15 protein-coding genes are annotated in these 15,623 nt (G+C 73.6%); 10 read left to right on the forward strand and 5 right to left on the reverse strand.

The features are described 5' to 3' along the window. Window positions 1–154 precede the first annotated feature (154 nt). The 3 genes from ACQEUR_RS11115 (at window position 155) to ACQEUR_RS11125 (ending at window position 4,148) form a co-directional block, all read left to right on the forward strand. On the forward strand, window positions 155–1,330 hold the full coding sequence (locus tag ACQEUR_RS11115; RefSeq protein WP_433029137.1) for an ROK family transcriptional regulator: 1,176 nt from the start codon (window positions 155–157) through the stop codon (window positions 1,328–1,330). A 252-nt stretch (window positions 1,331–1,582) separates the two neighbouring features. Next, a complete protein-coding gene (locus ACQEUR_RS11120) occupies window positions 1,583–3,181 on the forward strand; it encodes an N-acetylmuramoyl-L-alanine amidase (protein WP_433029139.1) in 1,599 nt (532 codons plus the stop codon). Window positions 3,182–3,332: 151 nt separating this feature from the next. Continuing rightward, a complete protein-coding gene (locus ACQEUR_RS11125) occupies window positions 3,333–4,148 on the forward strand; it encodes an ABC transporter ATP-binding protein (protein ID WP_433029141.1) in 816 nt (271 codons plus the stop codon). A gap of 18 nt (window positions 4,149–4,166) precedes the next feature. On the opposite strand, the gene ACQEUR_RS11130 is transcribed toward ACQEUR_RS11125, so the two are convergent. Further along, entirely contained in the window at window positions 4,167–5,165 is a 999-nt protein-coding gene (locus ACQEUR_RS11130) for an LLM class flavin-dependent oxidoreductase (protein ID WP_433029143.1), read from the reverse strand. 70 nt (window positions 5,166–5,235) lie between these two features. Here ACQEUR_RS11130 and ACQEUR_RS11135 point away from each other — a divergent pair, with 70 nt between their 5' ends. The 7 genes from ACQEUR_RS11135 (at window position 5,236) to ACQEUR_RS11165 (ending at window position 12,387) form a co-directional block, all read left to right on the forward strand. Then, a complete protein-coding gene (locus tag ACQEUR_RS11135; protein WP_433029145.1) occupies window positions 5,236–6,129 on the forward strand; it encodes a ribokinase in 894 nt (297 codons plus the stop codon). A 56-nt stretch (window positions 6,130–6,185) separates the two neighbouring features. Next, window positions 6,186–6,596 carry a YccF domain-containing protein gene (locus ACQEUR_RS11140; RefSeq protein WP_433029147.1) on the forward strand — a complete coding sequence of 137 codons (411 nt, stop codon included), beginning with the start codon at window positions 6,186–6,188 and terminating at the stop codon, window positions 6,594–6,596. A 272-nt stretch (window positions 6,597–6,868) separates the two neighbouring features. Continuing rightward, entirely contained in the window at window positions 6,869–8,032 is a 1,164-nt protein-coding gene (locus tag ACQEUR_RS11145) for a helix-turn-helix domain-containing protein (RefSeq protein WP_433029149.1), read from the forward strand. A 232-nt stretch (window positions 8,033–8,264) separates the two neighbouring features. Then, a complete protein-coding gene (locus ACQEUR_RS11150; protein ID WP_433029151.1) occupies window positions 8,265–8,672 on the forward strand; it encodes a hypothetical protein in 408 nt (135 codons plus the stop codon). Further along, complete coding sequence (locus ACQEUR_RS11155) at window positions 8,669–8,998, forward strand: hypothetical protein (RefSeq protein ID WP_433029153.1); 330 nt, start codon at window positions 8,669–8,671, stop codon at window positions 8,996–8,998. The genes ACQEUR_RS11150 and ACQEUR_RS11155 overlap by 4 nt, the downstream gene beginning before the upstream one ends. A gap of 315 nt (window positions 8,999–9,313) precedes the next feature. Then, the gene (locus ACQEUR_RS11160) at window positions 9,314–10,237 is read left to right on the forward strand and encodes a serine hydrolase (protein WP_433029155.1); all 924 of its coding nucleotides are present in this window, start codon (window positions 9,314–9,316) and stop codon (window positions 10,235–10,237) included. Next, the gene (locus ACQEUR_RS11165; RefSeq protein WP_433029157.1) at window positions 10,234–12,387 is read left to right on the forward strand and encodes a transglycosylase domain-containing protein; all 2,154 of its coding nucleotides are present in this window, start codon (window positions 10,234–10,236) and stop codon (window positions 12,385–12,387) included. Before ACQEUR_RS11160 ends, ACQEUR_RS11165 begins: the two co-directional genes overlap by 4 nt. Before the next feature lie 25 nt (window positions 12,388–12,412). Here the strand turns inward: ACQEUR_RS11165 and ACQEUR_RS11170 are convergent, their stop codons facing one another. Genes ACQEUR_RS11170 through ACQEUR_RS11185 form a run of 4 tightly spaced genes read right to left on the reverse strand, consistent with a single transcriptional unit; the run spans window position 12,413 to window position 15,619 of the window. Beyond that, window positions 12,413–13,162 (reverse strand): hypothetical protein, encoded by a 750-nt coding sequence (locus tag ACQEUR_RS11170; RefSeq protein WP_433029159.1) that lies wholly within the window; start codon window positions 13,160–13,162, stop codon window positions 12,413–12,415. A 32-nt stretch (window positions 13,163–13,194) separates the two neighbouring features. After that, window positions 13,195–13,674 carry a DUF6232 family protein gene (locus ACQEUR_RS11175; RefSeq protein WP_433029161.1) on the reverse strand — a complete coding sequence of 160 codons (480 nt, stop codon included), beginning with the start codon at window positions 13,672–13,674 and terminating at the stop codon, window positions 13,195–13,197. A 41-nt stretch (window positions 13,675–13,715) separates the two neighbouring features. Beyond that, window positions 13,716–14,624: a carbohydrate ABC transporter permease gene (locus ACQEUR_RS11180; RefSeq protein WP_433029163.1), complete on the reverse strand. Its 909-nt coding sequence runs from the start codon at window positions 14,622–14,624 to the stop codon at window positions 13,716–13,718. Beyond that, window positions 14,621–15,619 (reverse strand): carbohydrate ABC transporter permease, encoded by a 999-nt coding sequence (locus ACQEUR_RS11185; RefSeq protein WP_433029164.1) that lies wholly within the window; start codon window positions 15,617–15,619, stop codon window positions 14,621–14,623. Before ACQEUR_RS11185 ends, ACQEUR_RS11180 begins: the two co-directional genes overlap by 4 nt. Window positions 15,620–15,623 lie beyond the last annotated feature (4 nt).

Genomic DNA, 15,623 nt, shown 5'->3' on the forward strand with positions numbered 1-15,623 from the left:
CGGACCGAGTGTCGCACCGGGGAGGGCCATCTCGGGGCCGAGCGTTACCGGATCGGCTTAGCGCCTACCGGCCGGTCGGCCTTTACGCTACGGATACTCCTATTAAGGTTAGCTTAGCTATTAGGAAAGTTTCTTAAAAATAAGAGGATGTTGCATGTCCAGCACCCGGCTCCCCGGTACGCCCCGACTGCTCCGTGCGCTCAACGACCGGGCCGCACTGGAGCTGTTGCTCTCCAGGGGCCCGCTCACCCGGGCGCAGCTCGGTGAGCTGACCGGGCTCTCCAAGGTCACCGCCTCCCAGCTCGTGGAACGGCTGGAGGAGCGGGGGCTGGTGAGCCGGGTCGGCGAGCAGGCCGGCGGGCGCGGGCCCAACGCCCAGCTCTACGCGGTCCGGCCCGGCACGGCCCACGTGGTCGGCGTCGACGTGGGACCGGACCGGGTGGTGGCGGCCTGCGCCGACATCACCGGCGAGGTGATCGGCCAGGTCGAACAGTCCACCCGGGACACCGACGACCCGGTCGGCGTCGTACACAACGCCGTGGTGCGGGCGGCCGGCAACGCCCAGGCCCAGCTGGCCAGCGTACGGCGGGTGGTGCTCGGCACGCCCGGCCTGGTCGATCCGACCACCGGGGACATCACGTTCGCGTTCAACCTGCCGCGCTGGCACCGGGGCCTGCTCGCCGCCCTCCGCGAGGACCTGCACACGCCGGTGTTCTTCGAGAACGACGTCAACCTGGCCGCGGTCGCCGAGGCGCAGTCCGGCGCGGCCCGGGGGGTCGACGACTTCGTGCTGGTCTGGTGCGGGGTCGGGGTCGGCCTGGCGATCATGCTCAACGGCCGCCTGCACCACGGCAGCACCGGCGCGGCCGGCGAGATCGGCTACCTGCCCGTCCCCGGCGCACCCATCCCGCGGGACGCCTCCCGCCGGGCCAAGCCCGCCTTCGGGCAGCTCGCCGGCTCCGACGCGGTCCGCGCGGTGGCCCGCGAGCACGGCTTCCGGGCGGGCACCGCGGCCGAGGCGATCCGGGCCGCGATCGCGGCCGGCACGGCGGGCGGGCCGGTGCTGGACGAGGTGGCCCGCCGGCTCGCCCTCGGGGTGGCCAGCAGTTGCGTGGTACTGGACCCGCCGCTGGTGGTGCTGGCCGGCGAGGTCGGCCAGGCCGGCGGCAGTGCGCTGGCCGAGCGGGTGCAGCACGAGGTGGCCGCGATCACGCTGGTCACGCCCCGGGTGGTGCCGACCGGGCTGACCGAGGAGCCGGTGCTGCACGGCGCGCTGCGGATCGCCCTCGACGCGGTGCGGGACGAGGTCTTCGGCTCCACGGTCGGCTGACCCGGACGACACCGCGGCCTCCCTCCGGGGCGTGCCGCCCACCCCTGCCGGGCCGGCGTGCGCCGTCGCGCGGGCATGCCTCGGTCGGCCCGCCGGCGATGCCCGGCGCGGCGAACGGGTGTCCCGCATGTAGATATCTTTCATCACCTGCCCTTCATCTGGAAGGTCTCGACATAGACGAAAGTGAAGCTATACCGTACGGCCACCCGGCGTCCCCTCCGGGACGTCCGTTCACTTCGGGGAGGAGTGACGGTGACTGTTCGGTACCCCCAGCCGCGCCCAGGCCACCTGCTCGGCGCCACCCTGACCGCGTCCCTCGTCATCGGTCTGGCCGGGCAACCGGCCCTGGCCGCCCAGCGCACGCCCACCGACCCATCCACCGCGGCCGGCCAGTCCACGGTGGTCCGCACCGGCCCGCTGGCCCGGGCCTTCGACGTCGCGGCGGCCCGCCACGGCGTACCACGCGACCTGCTCGTCGCGCTCGGCTACGCGGAAACCCACCTCGACGGCCACGCCGGGGCCCCGAGCGCCTCCGGTGGCTACGGCGTGATGCACCTGACCAGCAACCCGAAACTGCGCACCCTGGACGAGGCGGCGGCGCTGACCGGCCTCGACCGGGACACGTTGCGCACCGACTCCGCCGCCAACGTCACCGGCGCCGCCGCGGTGCTGCGGGCGTACGCCGACGCGGCCGGGCTCACCGCCGCCCAACGCGCCGACGTCAACCAGTGGTACGGCACGGTCGTCCGGTACGGCGGGTCAAGCACCCCGGCCGTCGCCCGGCTCTACGCGGACACCGTCTACGACCTGCTCGGCACCGGCCTCAGCGCGGCCACCGCCGAAGGTCCGGTGCGGGTGCCGGCCCGTGCCGTCGCCCCACGACGCGGCCCGCTGGCCGCAGTGGCCCCGCTCGGCACCGGCGACGGCGTCGGCGTGCTGAGTACGGACTACGCCCCCGCCGCCTGGGCCCCGGCCCACGCGGAGAACTACACCGTCTCCAGCCGCGAGTCGTCGTACCCGATCAACTACGTCGTGATCCACGTGACCCAGGGGTCGTACGCCGGCTCGATCAGCTGGTTCCAGAACCCGGCCTCCGGGGTCAGCGCCCACTACACGATCCGCTCCGCCGACGGGGCGCTGACCCAGTCGGTACGGGAGAAGGACATCGGGCACCACGCCGGGAACTGGACGTACAACACCCAGTCGATCGGCATCGAACACGAGGGCTACGTCAACCAGCCCTCGTGGTTCACCGACGCCATGTACCGCTCCTCGGCGGCGCTGACCCGGCACCTCTGCGACCGGTACGGCATCCCCCGGGACCGCACCCGGATCATCGGGCACAACCAGGTGCCGGGCGCCACCCACACCGACCCGGGTCCGAACTGGAACTGGACCTACTACATGCAGCTCGTCACCGGCTCGACCCCGCCGCCCACCGGCTGGACGACCACCGTGGACAACACCACCGCGGGCCGGTTCACCGCGAGCGCCAACTGGGGCACCTCCACCTACTCGTCCCAGCGGCACGGCGCCGACTACCGGTACGCCGAGCCGGTCGAGTCGAGCGACCCGGCCTGGTACAGGGTGAACATCCCGGAGACGGCCAGCTACCGGATCGAGGCCTGGTACCCGGACGACGCCGGCTACAACAGCTCGGCGCCGTACATCGTCGTCACACCGAGCGGCAACCAGACCGTCCACCTGGACCAACGCTCCGGCGGCGGGGGGTGGCGGAACCTCGGCACCTTCACCCTCTCCGCGGGTGACGCCAACAAGGTGGGCATCAGCCGGTGGACCGGCGGCACCGGACTGGTGATCGCCGACGCGATCCGGGTCAGCCGGGTCTGAGGCGCGCCGACCGGCGCCGGGCGTGCCCGAGGTACGCCCGGCGCCGTACCGGACACCCGGGGTGACCACCGTGACGGACGACACCGGCGGATCACCGCCCGGGTCGGACGGTGGGCGTGGGGGGCGCGCAGGTGCGTGGTTGGATGGATGGGTGCCTGACGAGCCCACCCCCACCCCGCCGGACCCGGACGTCGTGATCGACCTCGACGGGGTCGCCGTGCTGCGCTCCGGCAGCCCGCTGCTGCGCGACGTGACGTGGCGGGTGGAGCTGGACGAGCGCTGGGTGGTGCTGGGGCCCAACGGCGCCGGCAAGACCACGCTGCTCAACCTGGCGTCCGGCCGGCTGCACCCGACCAGCGGGCACGTGCACGTGCTCGGCGAGCGGGTCGGCCGCACCGACCTGGCCGAGCTGCGTACCCGGATCGGGCTGACCACGGCGGCACTGGCCGAGCGGATCCCGGCCGACGAGCGGGTCCGGGACGTGGTGCTGACCGCGGCCTGGTCGGTGGTCGGGCGCTGGCGCGAGCAGTACGACGAGATGGACGAGGCGCGGGCCCGGGGCCTGCTGGGCCAGCTCGGTGTCGAGGCGCTCGCCGACCGGGTGTACGGGACCCTCTCCGAGGGGGAGCGCAAGCGGGTGCAGATCGCCCGGGCGCTGATGACCGACCCGGAGCTGCTGCTGCTGGACGAGCCGGCGGCCGGGCTGGACCTGGGCGGTCGGGAGGACCTGGTGGCCCGGCTGGCGGAGCTGGCCCAGGACCCGGACGCCCCGGCCCTGGTGCTGGTCACCCACCACGTCGAGGAGATCCCGCCGGGCTTCACCCACGCCCTGCTGCTGCGCGAGGGCGGCGTCGTGGCGCAGGGGCCGCTCACCGAGACGGTCACCGGGGAACACCTCTCCAAGACCTTCGGTGTCCCCCTGGTGGTCGACCGGGCCGGCGAGCGGTTCACGGCGCGGGCCGCCTGAGCGCGCCCCGTCCCCGCGTCAGGCCGTCGTCGTCACGCCGCGCAGCGCCGGCAGCAGCGACTCGGCCGCCAGCGTGACCTGGGCGACCGCGAACCGGTTGTCCCGGGGCGGGATGAAGACCACCGCGTCCGCGCTCGCCTCCCGCAGCCGGGCCACCGAGGCCACACACTGCTCGACGCTGCCGGCGGCGGCGAACCGGTCGAGATAGCTCTCCGGCAGCGCCGCGGCCAGCGCGTCGAGGCCGGGGGCCGACGCCCGCAGCTTGGTGATCTCCTCGACCAGGTCGGCGTCGGCCGGGGACATCGGCGCGGCGTCGGCGAGCCGGGCGGCGATCTCCCGGCGGGCGTGCACCCGGGCGTCGTCGAAGTCCAGGTGGGCGTAGACGGTGAGCCGGTGGTCGTCGGTGCGGCCGGCCTCCCGGCGGCCCTCGTCGATCAGCCCCCGCGCCCACCGGACGTACGCCGGACTCGCGCACTCGGCGAGGATCGTGCCGTCCGCGACCCGGCCGGAGAGCCGCAGGGACCTCTCGTTGCGTACCCCGGTCGAGATGAGGGGCGGCTGCTCGGGCGGGAACTCCAGCGCCACCTCCGAGAGCCGGGCGTGCCGGCCGGCGACGGTGACGGTCTCCCCGGCCAGCAGCGCGCGTACCGCGGTGACGGTCTCGCCGAGCACCGCGAGCGGCGAGGGGTGGGCCGCACCGACCTGGCGGACCCAGTCCTCCATGCCGTGGCCGAAGCCGGGCAGGATCCGGCCGGGGAAGATCCGGGCGAGGTTCGCCAGCTCCATCGCGGCCAGCGCGGGATTGCGGAACGCCGCCGGCAGGATGCCGATGCCGATCGTGAGGTTGTCGGTCACCGCAGCGGCCACGGCGGCGGCGGAGACGGCGCCGCCGAAGAAGCAGTCCTCGACCACCCACAGCTCGTCGTAGCCCAGCCGCTCCACCAGCCGGGCGTACGCCGGAAGCTGCTCGGGGGCGGTGTCGCAGCGGTACATGACGCCGATAGGCATGTGTCCCATGGAGGCAGCCTGCCAGATGATACCGCCACGGCGCCTCTAGACTCGGGCAGTCACCGAACGGGAGGTGCGGGTGAATCCGCCACGGGTCGTCGTCATGGGCAGCGCGAACATGGACCTGATGGTGACCACCGAGGTCCTGCCGAAGCCGGGCGAGACGGTGTTCGGTACCGACTTCGTGATGGTGGCCGGCGGCAAGGGCGCCAACCAGGCGATCGCGGCCAGCCGGGCCGGCGGGGCCGCCGCCCTGCTCGGCGCCATCGGCTCGGACTCCTTCGGGGTGACCCTGAAGGCCCGGATCGCCGCCGCCGGGGTGGACACCGACCGGCTCCGGGTGGTCTACGGCGCCTCCGGCGTGGCGGTGGTCACGGTGGACGCGGACGGCGAGAACACCATCGTGGTCACTCCGGCCGCCAACTCCGCGTTCCGGGGGCTGACCGAGAGCGAGCTCTCCGCCGTACGGGAGGCGGACGTCCTCGTCGCGCAGCTGGAGATCCCGGTCGACACGGTGACCGAGGCGGCCCGGGCTGCCCGCGCCGCCGGCACCCGGGTGCTGCTCAACGCCGCCCCTGCGCAGATGGTCCCCGCCGAGCTGCTCGACCTGGTCGACCTGCTCGTGGTGAACGAGGCGGAGGCGAGGGCGATCACCGGCCGCGAGGAGCCCGAGGCGCTGCTGTCGGTGGTGCCTCGGGCGGTGCTGACCCTGGGTCGGCACGGCGCCTGGTACGGCGACCGGGACGGCACCGCCACGCACGTGCCGGCGGTCACGGTGGAGCTGGTCGACTCGACGGCGGCCGGCGACGCGTTCACCGGTGCGCTGGCGGTGGCCTGGGGCGAGGACCGCGAGCTGCTTGACGCGGTCCACTGGGCGAGCGCGGCCGGTGCGGCCTGCGCCCGGCGACTGGGCGCCTCGGTCGCGCTGCCGCTCCGCGCCGAGATCGACGAACTCTACGTCCCGGCGGTCTGACCGGCGCTGGGTCGGCCGGTGCCGGACCCCTTGATCGTGGGGCGCACCATGGCGGCATGGTGCGATTCGTGCTCAACCTGCTCTGGCTGGTCTTCGGCAGCGGCATCGCGCTCGCGATCGGGTACGGGATCGCGGCGCTGATCTGCTTCGCGCTGATCGTGACGATCCCGTTCGGGGTCGCCGCGCTCCGGCTGGCCTACTACTCGCTCTGGCCGTTCGGGCGGACCCTGGTGGCCAGGCCGGACGCCGGGCTCGGCTCCGGGCTGGCCAACGTGCTCTGGGTGGTGCTTGCCGGCTGGTGGCTCGCCCTCCTGCACATCGTCGCGGGCGTCGGGCTCTGCGTCACGATCATCGGGATCCCGTTCGGGGTGGCGAACTTCAAGCTGGTGCCGGCCGCCTTCTGGCCGCTGGGCCGGGAGGTCGTCGAGGTCGACGACCTGCGCCGCCCGGGTGTGGTGCCGGCGTGACCCCTGGGCCCGTGGGTGCCGTGTCCGATCGACCCGGATGCGCGTCGGCGCGCGCGCCTGGACGGACGCGGACCATGTACCCCGGGCACGACCTGTAGACCTGCCCGCACAAACGGGGCACACCCACCCACCCGCCCGGCCGCCGTGCCGCGACCGGCCGGGTCGATGCGCTCCTGCGATGCGTACGGGGCGGTGTAGCGTTCGAACCGGCAGCCAGTCCCGGCCGGTAACCGGTGCAATGTGCCGCCCGGTCAGCTACCTGGGGTGGGTACGTGGTGTCTGACGAGGATCCGTACTTCGGTCAGCTCCTGCGCCGGCTTCGGTCCGAGCGCGGCCTGTCGCTGCGGGAGCTGGGACGACGCGCGCACCGTGCGAAGAGCCACCTGCACGAGTTGGAGACCGGACGCAAGCGGCCGAGCGCCGAGGTCGCCCGCCACCTCGATCACGTGCTGGGAGCGGATGGCCGGCTCGCCGCCCTCGTGCATCCGGCACCGTCGGCCCGGGACGAGGCGGAGGCGGTGGAGTTGGCCCGTCTGGTCGAGGCCAGTGACGTCACCGCGGAAGTACTGGATCACATCGAGTGCGCCGTGGACGACCTGGCGAGCGGGTACGCCACCACACCGCCGCACGACCTGCTGCCGCTGATCCGTCGGCAGCTGTCCCAGGTCGCCGGTCTGCTGGAGGTCCGGGCCACTCTCGACCAGCGTCGGCGCCTGCTCGTGGCCGGTGGCTGGCTGGCCCTGTTGCGGGCCACGGTGCACATCGACCTGCGGCATCGGGCGGCAGCCGATATCCACCTGAGTACGGCGGCGCGGATGGCCCGCCAGGCGGAGCATCGGGAGATCCAGGCGTGGTGCCTGGAGACCCGGGCCTGGGAGGTGCTGACCGACGGCGAGTACCGTCAGGCGCTTGATCTGTCCCAACAGGCGCAGGTGGTCGCCCCGCGGGGCAGTTCGGCGTACATCCAGGCGACCGCGCAGCAGGGGCGGGCGTGGGCGCGGATGGGCTACCGGCGGGAGACTCGGAGGGTGTTGGCCCGGCTGGCCCGGCTGGTGTCTCCGTTGCCGACGCCCGAACGTCCCGAGCACCACTATCGGTACGACCCCGGCAAGGCACTGTCCTACACCGCGACGACCTTGGCCTGGGCCGGCGATCCGGCCGCCGAGGAGTGCGCGCGGGCCGTCATCTCAGACCTGGACGGTCTGGACCGGCCGAGACGGGTCGCCTCGGCGCGGCTGGATCTGGGTCTTGCGTTGTTGGCGGCGAGCAAGCCGGACGAGGCGTCCGTCGTCGCGGAGGACGCGATCATCTCCGGCCGGGTGGTGGCGTCGAACTGGTGGCGCGCCACCGAGGTGCTCCGCGCGGTCGAGGCGACCGGGATCCGCGAGGCCAGGAATCTCCGCGACGCCTACGAGACGTACCGTCCGGACTGCTGAGTCTCCCGCAGCGGACAGCTACCGGTGCTGGCGGACAGGACCACCCTGGCCGCGACTCTCGGTTGCCGTAAGGCTACGGATTGGGGCGCGCGGGCGGTGTGTCGTCGCACCGGTCGCAACCCGAGCGCCCTGGCCGGCCGGGCCGATTCCCCTCTCGCGGCCCGGCCGGTCCCGGCTCAGGTTCCAGCGGCGCTTCGTGATCGGGGATCCGGGGCGCCGCGAGCGGAGAGCGGTGTCGATGCGAATGTCGTGGACCCGGCGCTGGTGGCGTGTCCGGGCGCGGGTGCGGGACTACCGGTTGGGACGGCGGCCGCTGGCGCAGGGTCGGTGGCCGGCGGTGAGCCCCCGACCGCCACACATCACGCCCGGCACGGACATTCCGGAGGTGCCGGAGGGGACGGTGCTGCGGCTGTGGCCGCACGAGTGGACCCACTGCGCCACGGTGCGCGATGGCGCGTACCTGGAGATGACGGTGACTCGCGTTCACCGCAACGTGACCCGGGAGGTCGGCGACCGGCGGTGGGTCTGGGTGGCCGGTCACCGGCATCCGGCGTGTCGGCGGGAGCCGGTCGAACCGCATCCGCCCTGTCTACAGCTCATGGCGCCGACCGACGTGCTGGACCGGGCGGTGCACCGGTGAGCATGGTGCCGGAGGGTGTGCCGGGCCTGGCAATCGACTGGGCGCGGCACGCGATCGGCCGGCACGCCGAGGGTCGGGGTTGCGGTGAGTGTCGCGACGCCTGGTGCCCGACCGCCGAGTGGGCCCTGTGGGTGCTCGTCTCCGATCAGCAGGTCCGGACCGTCGACCGTCGATCGGTGACCGTCGTGGCTCGCCAGGTGGTGCTCACCCACTGGCCGCGCACCGTCGACGGGTGTCGACCGTGCGGACTGCCGGACTGCGAGCGGATCCGGCTCGCCGGTGCCTGGCTGACGGCCGTCGGGGACGACGTCATGCCGACGGGCTGAACGCCGGACCCCGCCAGCCCGTCGACCGCGCACCCGATCTGCCGGCTCTCACCGAACCCACCCCGCGCCATCACACCTCACTGTGGCCGCCACCGCCGACGGCGTCGCGTGCGTTACCTGCGGAAACGTCCCGGGTGCGGGGAAATTCGGCCAGCGGTGGCGGATTGCCTCGCCTCGACAGGCAACACGGCGGAGCCGGCCGTCGTATTAGTAGTCGTCGGAGAGCCTGGGGGAATGATCATGATTCGATGGGAAGTTCCGGGCCCAGCTCCACGACCGGACGCTCCGGCGCCGGTCGCGGGCCGGGAGCGCTGATTGGACACCGCAACGGTCGTACACCGGGAAACCGCCCCGCCGGCCGCCCCCGACCCTGCGCGGCCGGTCCGACGGCATCGGACGTGGCGTCGGACCCTGCGCCTCCTGCTGGCCGGCGCGCTCGCGGCGGTGCTGGCGTCCATGGTCGTGGTCGTGGTGCACCGGTGGCGGGCGCTGCACGCCGAGCCGCCGGTGGATCCCGGCCGGTCGGCATGGGCGCTGCTGGACCTGGCCACGGGGGAGTTGCGCACCTCCGCCGAGGCGGCCGAGACCTACACCGCCGAGTCGATGATCAAGGTGTGGATCGCCGCCGACGACCTGCGCCGGCTCGCCGAGCGGCGGATCCGGCCGCACCCGGACGAGATCGCGGCGCTCTCCGCGATGATCCGGGACAGTGACGACCACGCCGCCGAGGTGATCTACCAGCGCAACGGCGCGGACGCGGTCGTGCAACGCCTGATCTCGATCTGCGGCCTGACCGAGACGACGGTACGGCCCGGCTGGTGGTCGCTGACCCGGATGTCGGCCCGGGACGCCGCCCGGATGGGCGGCTGCCTCGCCGACGGGCGTGCCGCGGGTCCGAGGTGGACGAAGTGGGTGCTGGAGCAGATGCGGCGGGTCCGGGGCGAGGGATACTTCGGCATCGTCTCGGCGCTGCCGGCCGCGCAACGGGACGGGCTGGCGATCAAGAACGGTTGGACGCTGCACGTCAACGAGGGACGGTGGGCGGTCAACTGCCTGGCCGTCTCCGACGACTGGGTGCTGGCGGTGCAGACCCGCTATCCGGCGGCGCTGGGCGGCCTCGACCACGGCGGCCGGACCTGCGCCGAGGTGGCGAGCAGGGTCCTCGCGGCCCGCGCGTCGGGGCGGCCCGGCACCGAGGCCGGCGCCGACGCGCTCGGCCGGATCGGCGGCGCCCGGTGAGGCGGGTCGCGGGCGACCTCTGGCCCACGCTGCGCCGGGCCGGACGGTCGCTGGCGGTCCGGATCTTCGTACGGCACCGGCGGCGGTGGCTGCGCTGGGGCGTACCGGCCCTCGTCCTGGTGCTGCTCGCGGCCGGCGGGCTGGCCTGGTACGCCCGCTCGGTGCCGCTGCCCGCCGACCCCAGCCCGGTGCAGGCCTCGGTGCTCTACTACCGCGACGGGACGACCATCCTGGCCCGGGTCGGCGTCGCCGACCGCACCGACGTGCCGCTGTCGCAGATCCCGCCGGAGGTACGCCGGGCGGTGCTCGCCGCCGAGGACCGCGGCTTCTACGAGCACTCCGGCGTCTCCGCCCGGGGCGTCCTGCGGGCGATCCGGGCCGACCTGCTCGGCGGCGAGACCCAGGGCGCCTCGACCATCACCCAGCAGTACGCCCGGAACGCCTACCTGAGCCAGGAGGTGACCGCCGACCGGAAGGCGAAGGAGGCGGTGCTCGCCGCGAAGCTGGAACGCCGGCACGGCAAGGACACCATCCTGGAGCGGTACCTCAACACCATCTACTTCGGGCGCGGGGCGTACGGGATCCAGGCGGCGGCCGGGGCGTACTTCGGGGTCACCGTCGACCGCCTGACCCGGGACCAGGGTGCCGTGCTGGCGGCGCTGATCAAGGACCCGTGGCGGTTCGACCCGGCGGTGGACCCGGTCGCCGCGCAGGACCGGTGGCGCTGGATCGTCACGGCGATGGAGTCGCTCGGCTGGGCGGAGCCGGGAGCGGGCGAACGGCCGTACCCGGTGGTGGCCGACCGGTCGCCCACCCGGGACGCCTTAAGCGGCCCGTTGGGGCTGGTCGTGGACGCGGTGGAGAGCGAACTCGCCGACCGGGGCATCTCCCGGCAGGTGCTGCACAGCGGCGGGCTCCGGGTGGTCACCACCCTCGACGCCACCGCCCAGGCCGCCACCGTCGAGCGGGTCGGTGCGGCACTGGCCGCGCAGCCGTTCGGGCTCCGCGCGGCGCTGGTCGCGGTCGACCCGGGTACCGGCGGGGTCCGGGCCTACTACGGCGGCGACCGGGGCAGCGGGTACTTCGACGACGCGCGGGCGCCCCGGCCACCGGCCTCGACGTTCAAGGCCGTGGTGCTGGCCGAGGCGCTGCGTCAGGGGATCTCCTACCGGTCCCGCTGGGACGGGACCAGCCCGCGCCAGTTCACCGACCGGTACGGGGTGCCGCTGGTCAACCGCCGCGACCTCCAGTGCGCCGACTGCCCGCTGGACAGGGCGATGGAGCTGTCGCTGAACACGCCCTACTACGCGCTGGCCGAGCGGGTCGGCCCGGACCGGGTGCGGAGGCTGGCGCAGGCCCTCGGCGTCCCGGCCCGGTACGGCGACGTGCCGACCCTGGTCGACGCGGCCAAGGAGCCGGCGCCGGGGCGTACCCGGGCCGACATCGCTGTCGGTCGCTATCCGGTCGCCCCGGCCGACGTGGCGAGCGTCTTCGCGTCGCTGGCCGCCCAGGGGGAGCGGGTCGAGCGGCACGTCGTCGAGTCGGTCGACGACGTCCGGGGCCAGCGCCGCTACACCGCGGAACCGGAGCGCACCCGGGTACTCGACCCGGCGGTGGCGGCGGACGTGACCACCGTGCTGCGCGGCGTCGTGGAGGCCCACGGCGGGGTGCCGGGCCGCCCGGCCGCCGGGAAGACCGGCACCCAGCAGTACGGCAACACCACCGACGTGCAGGACGCCTGGATGGCCGGCTACACGCCGCAGCTCGCCGTGGCGGTCTGGCTCGGCCGGTCCACCCCCGGCCCGGTGCGGGACGTGCGGGAGCGGCCGATCAACGGCGAGGACCTGCCGCTGGAGCTGTGGCGGGACGTCCTCGCCGCGGCCCTCGCCGGCCAGCCCGTCGCGGCGCTGCCCACGCCGGCCCACCTCGGCCGCACCGACGTCGGCGACGCCGCGCGCCCGGCGGTCCAGGCCCCGGTGCCGCCGGTCGCCGCCGCCAGGTCCCCGGCGGCCCCCACCGCCGGGGCGGAACCGCGCACCGAGGAGAAGCCGCCCGCCGACGGGAAGCCGGCCGGGTCACGGTCCTCGCCGACCCCCACCCGCCGGACGGAGGGGAAGCCGGGGAGGGACGGCAGCTCGTCCGCGCCGTGAGGCCGGGCGGCGGCACCGACCCGCGTCAGGCCGATCGTGCCGGCGGTGCCCCTGCCGGCGGTGCCTCTGCCGGTCGGGGCGTTGTGGGATCCTCGGTCAGGTGCGCGCGCAGGTGCGGCAGCGCCCGCGGGACCACCTCCGCGAAGCGGTCCTCGTCCACGTTGTCGCACCCGCCGCCGGTCAGGATCACCCGTACCGGGGTCGGGCCGATCTCGGCCCGGACCACCTCGTCCACCACCTCCGGGTAGACCCGCCTCGGGTCCGCCCGGTTGACGAACTCGTACGCGTCGGCCGGCTCGAAGTCGACGGTGATCTCGGAGAAGTAGTCGCCCCGACCCCGGGCGTAGGTCCCGGAGTCCCGGGCGTGCACCCCGCGCACCGGCGCGGTAAGTCGCAGCGGGACCCGTCGGTGCAGTTCCCGCACCGCCCGCCGGGCGGCGACGGCGAAGCCGCGCTCGTTGCTGTCGACCTCGTGGTGAGCGAACCGGGTCAGCACCACCCGCACGGGGCTGCGGCCGAGATCCGCCCGCATCGCGTCGGTCAGCAGCCGTTTGTACTCCCGCACGTCGTCGTCGTGGCCCCGCATCAGGTGCGCCAGGTGGTCCGGGTCGGACGCCCAGTCGGACGCCCAGGCGGGTACCCGCCCCGGCGCGGCGTCGACGAACTCGTACGCCCCGGCCGGCTCGAAGTCGACGACGACGATCGCGAAGTTGCTGCCGCAGCCGGACTGCCTCCGGTAGCTGGCGTCTATCCCGCGCAGTGGCGATCTCAGCACCGCGCCAGGGTCGCAGCGCCTCCGCGGCGGCGTCAACCGCCGCCCTGCTGTTCCACGGCGCGCTGCACCGCGCGGTAGATCTGGCCGAACCGCAGCGCGTCCGAGGTACGCAGCAGCATCACCTCCCGGTTGTGGTACTGCACCCAGAGCTCGTGCACCCGGACCCCGCGCTCGTAGGAGCGGTCCAGCCAGTACAGCGGCAGTTCCAGGAAGGGCGTGAGCGCGAGCGCGCCGACCACGCAGACCGCGAGGATGATCGCGGCGAGCCGCCACTCGCCCCGGTCCTGGGCCGAGTAGGCCAGCGAGAGCACGCAGACGACGCCGACCAGCGGCGGGATGGAGAGCAGGAAGATCAGCACCCCCCGGCCGAGCAGCCGGGACCGGGTCCGGGCCGAGCCGGTCCCCCGGAGGTGCCAGACGTACGTCACCGCGGCGACCGGCACGGCGTGCCCGTTGGCGTGAATGGCGTCGGAGGTTACCCGCACCGTGTCGTCCCGGTAATAGAGCGTCACCACTCCAGCAAAGCGCGGCTGTCAACCGTCGAGGGCCCGACTCAGCCCTTGTTGGCACCGAGGGTGAGGCCGGACACGAACTGGCGCTGGAGGACGAAGAAGACGATCAGGGTGGGGAGGGCGACCAGGATCGAACCGGCGGCCAGCAGGTTGTAGTCGGTGAAGTAGACCGCCCGGAGATTGTTCAGCGCGCTGGTCACCGGCAGCTTGTCGCCGGTGGACATCAGCACCACCGCCCAGAGGAAGTCGTTGTAGATCCAGGCGAACTCCAGGGTGCCGAGCGCGCCCAGCGCCGGCCGGACCAGCGGCAGGATCACCTGCCAGTACTGCCGCCACACCCCGGCGCCGTCGACGGTGGCCGCCTCGATCAGCTCCCGCGGCACGGTGTCCATGTAGTTGCTCAGCACGAAGACGCAGAACCCGGTCTGGAAGGCGACGTGGATGGCGATGATCCCCCAGTACGAGTCGTAGACCAGTTCGGAGGGCCAGCTCATCCACCAGGGCAGAGGGATCTTCGTGTACGTCAGGTAGACCGGGGTCAGCACCACCTGCTGGGGCAGCAGGTTGCCGGCGGTGAATCCGATCAGCAGCAGCTTCCCGCCGGGCAGCCGGCGGCGGGAGATGAGGAACGCCACGAACGAGGCGAAGAAGAGCGTCAACAGCACCGCCGGTACGGCGACCAGCAGCGTGTTGCGGAAGTGCGTGGGCAGGTTGCCGCCCCGCCACGCCTGCACGTAGTAGTCGAAGTTCATGGTGCGGGGCAGCGAGAAGTAGCCCTGGGCGGCGGTCTCCGCGTACGGGCGCAGCGAGGCGTAGAGCGGCAGGAGCAGCGGTACCAGCCAGCCGACCGCGACCACCCAGAGGAAGACCCGGATCAGCACCCGCAGCGGTCCGCCCGGCCGCCGGCGGGACTTCCGCGCGGGCTGCCGGACGGTCGCCGGGGCGCTCATGTCTCGTCCCGGCGGAAGACCTGCACCAGGTAGGTGGCGATGAAGCCGACCGAGATCAGCAGCAGGATCACCGCGATCGCCGAGCCGTAGCCGATCCGGCTGGCCTCCCCGACGATGTTGTCGGTGACCAGCACGGAGAGCAGTTCGAGCCCGTTGCGTCCCCGGTTGATCGCGTAGACCACGTCGAACGCCCGCAGCGCCTCGATGACGGTGATCACCAGCACGATCACGTTGACCGGGCGGAGCGTGGGGAAGACCACCCGGAAGAAGGTCTGTGCCTCGTTCGCGCCGTCGATGGCGGCCGCCTCCTTGAGCGCCGGGTCGACGGCCTTCAACCCGGCCAGATAGAGCAGCATCACGTAGCCGACGTGCCGCCAGCCGACCAGCAGCAGGACGGCCCAGAGGTTGATCGACGGGTCGCCCAGCCAGTCGATCGGATTCCCGGTGCGGCCCAGGATCGCGTTGGCGGCCCCGTAGTCGCGGGAGAAGATGAGCTGCGCGATGAAGCCGACCACCGCGAGCGAGAGCACCACCGGCAGGTAGAGCGCGGTCTGGTAGAAGCGGGTGAACCGCATCTCCCGGTCCAGCAGCACGGCGAGGAAGAGCCCGAACGGGGTGGCGACCAGGCCGAGGAACGCCAGCCAGACCAGGTTGTGCCGGACCGCCGGCCAGAACGGCGGATAGTTGCCGACGATGTCGGCGTAGTTGTCCAGCCCGACGAACCGGATGTCGGTGATGCCGTTCCAGGAGGTGAACGAGAGCCCGATCGAGGCCAGCGCCGGACCCCAGATCAGCAGCAGGTCGAGCAGGACCGGCAGGCCGAGCAGCAGCCCGATGACCGCGATGTCGCGCGGGGTGAACCGGCCCACCCGCCGGCGTCGCCGCCGGGTTCCCGGCGCGGTCGGGCCGGCCGCCGAGGGTGTGGGCCGCTCCGGCGGGGCGGGGCCGTCCGCCGGGGCTGGTCCGTCCGGCGGGGCCGCCGGGATCAGGGTCACGGTC

This window comes from Plantactinospora sp. CA-290183, assembly GCF_050936375.1.
Lineage (GTDB): Bacteria > Actinomycetota > Actinomycetes > Mycobacteriales > Micromonosporaceae > Plantactinospora.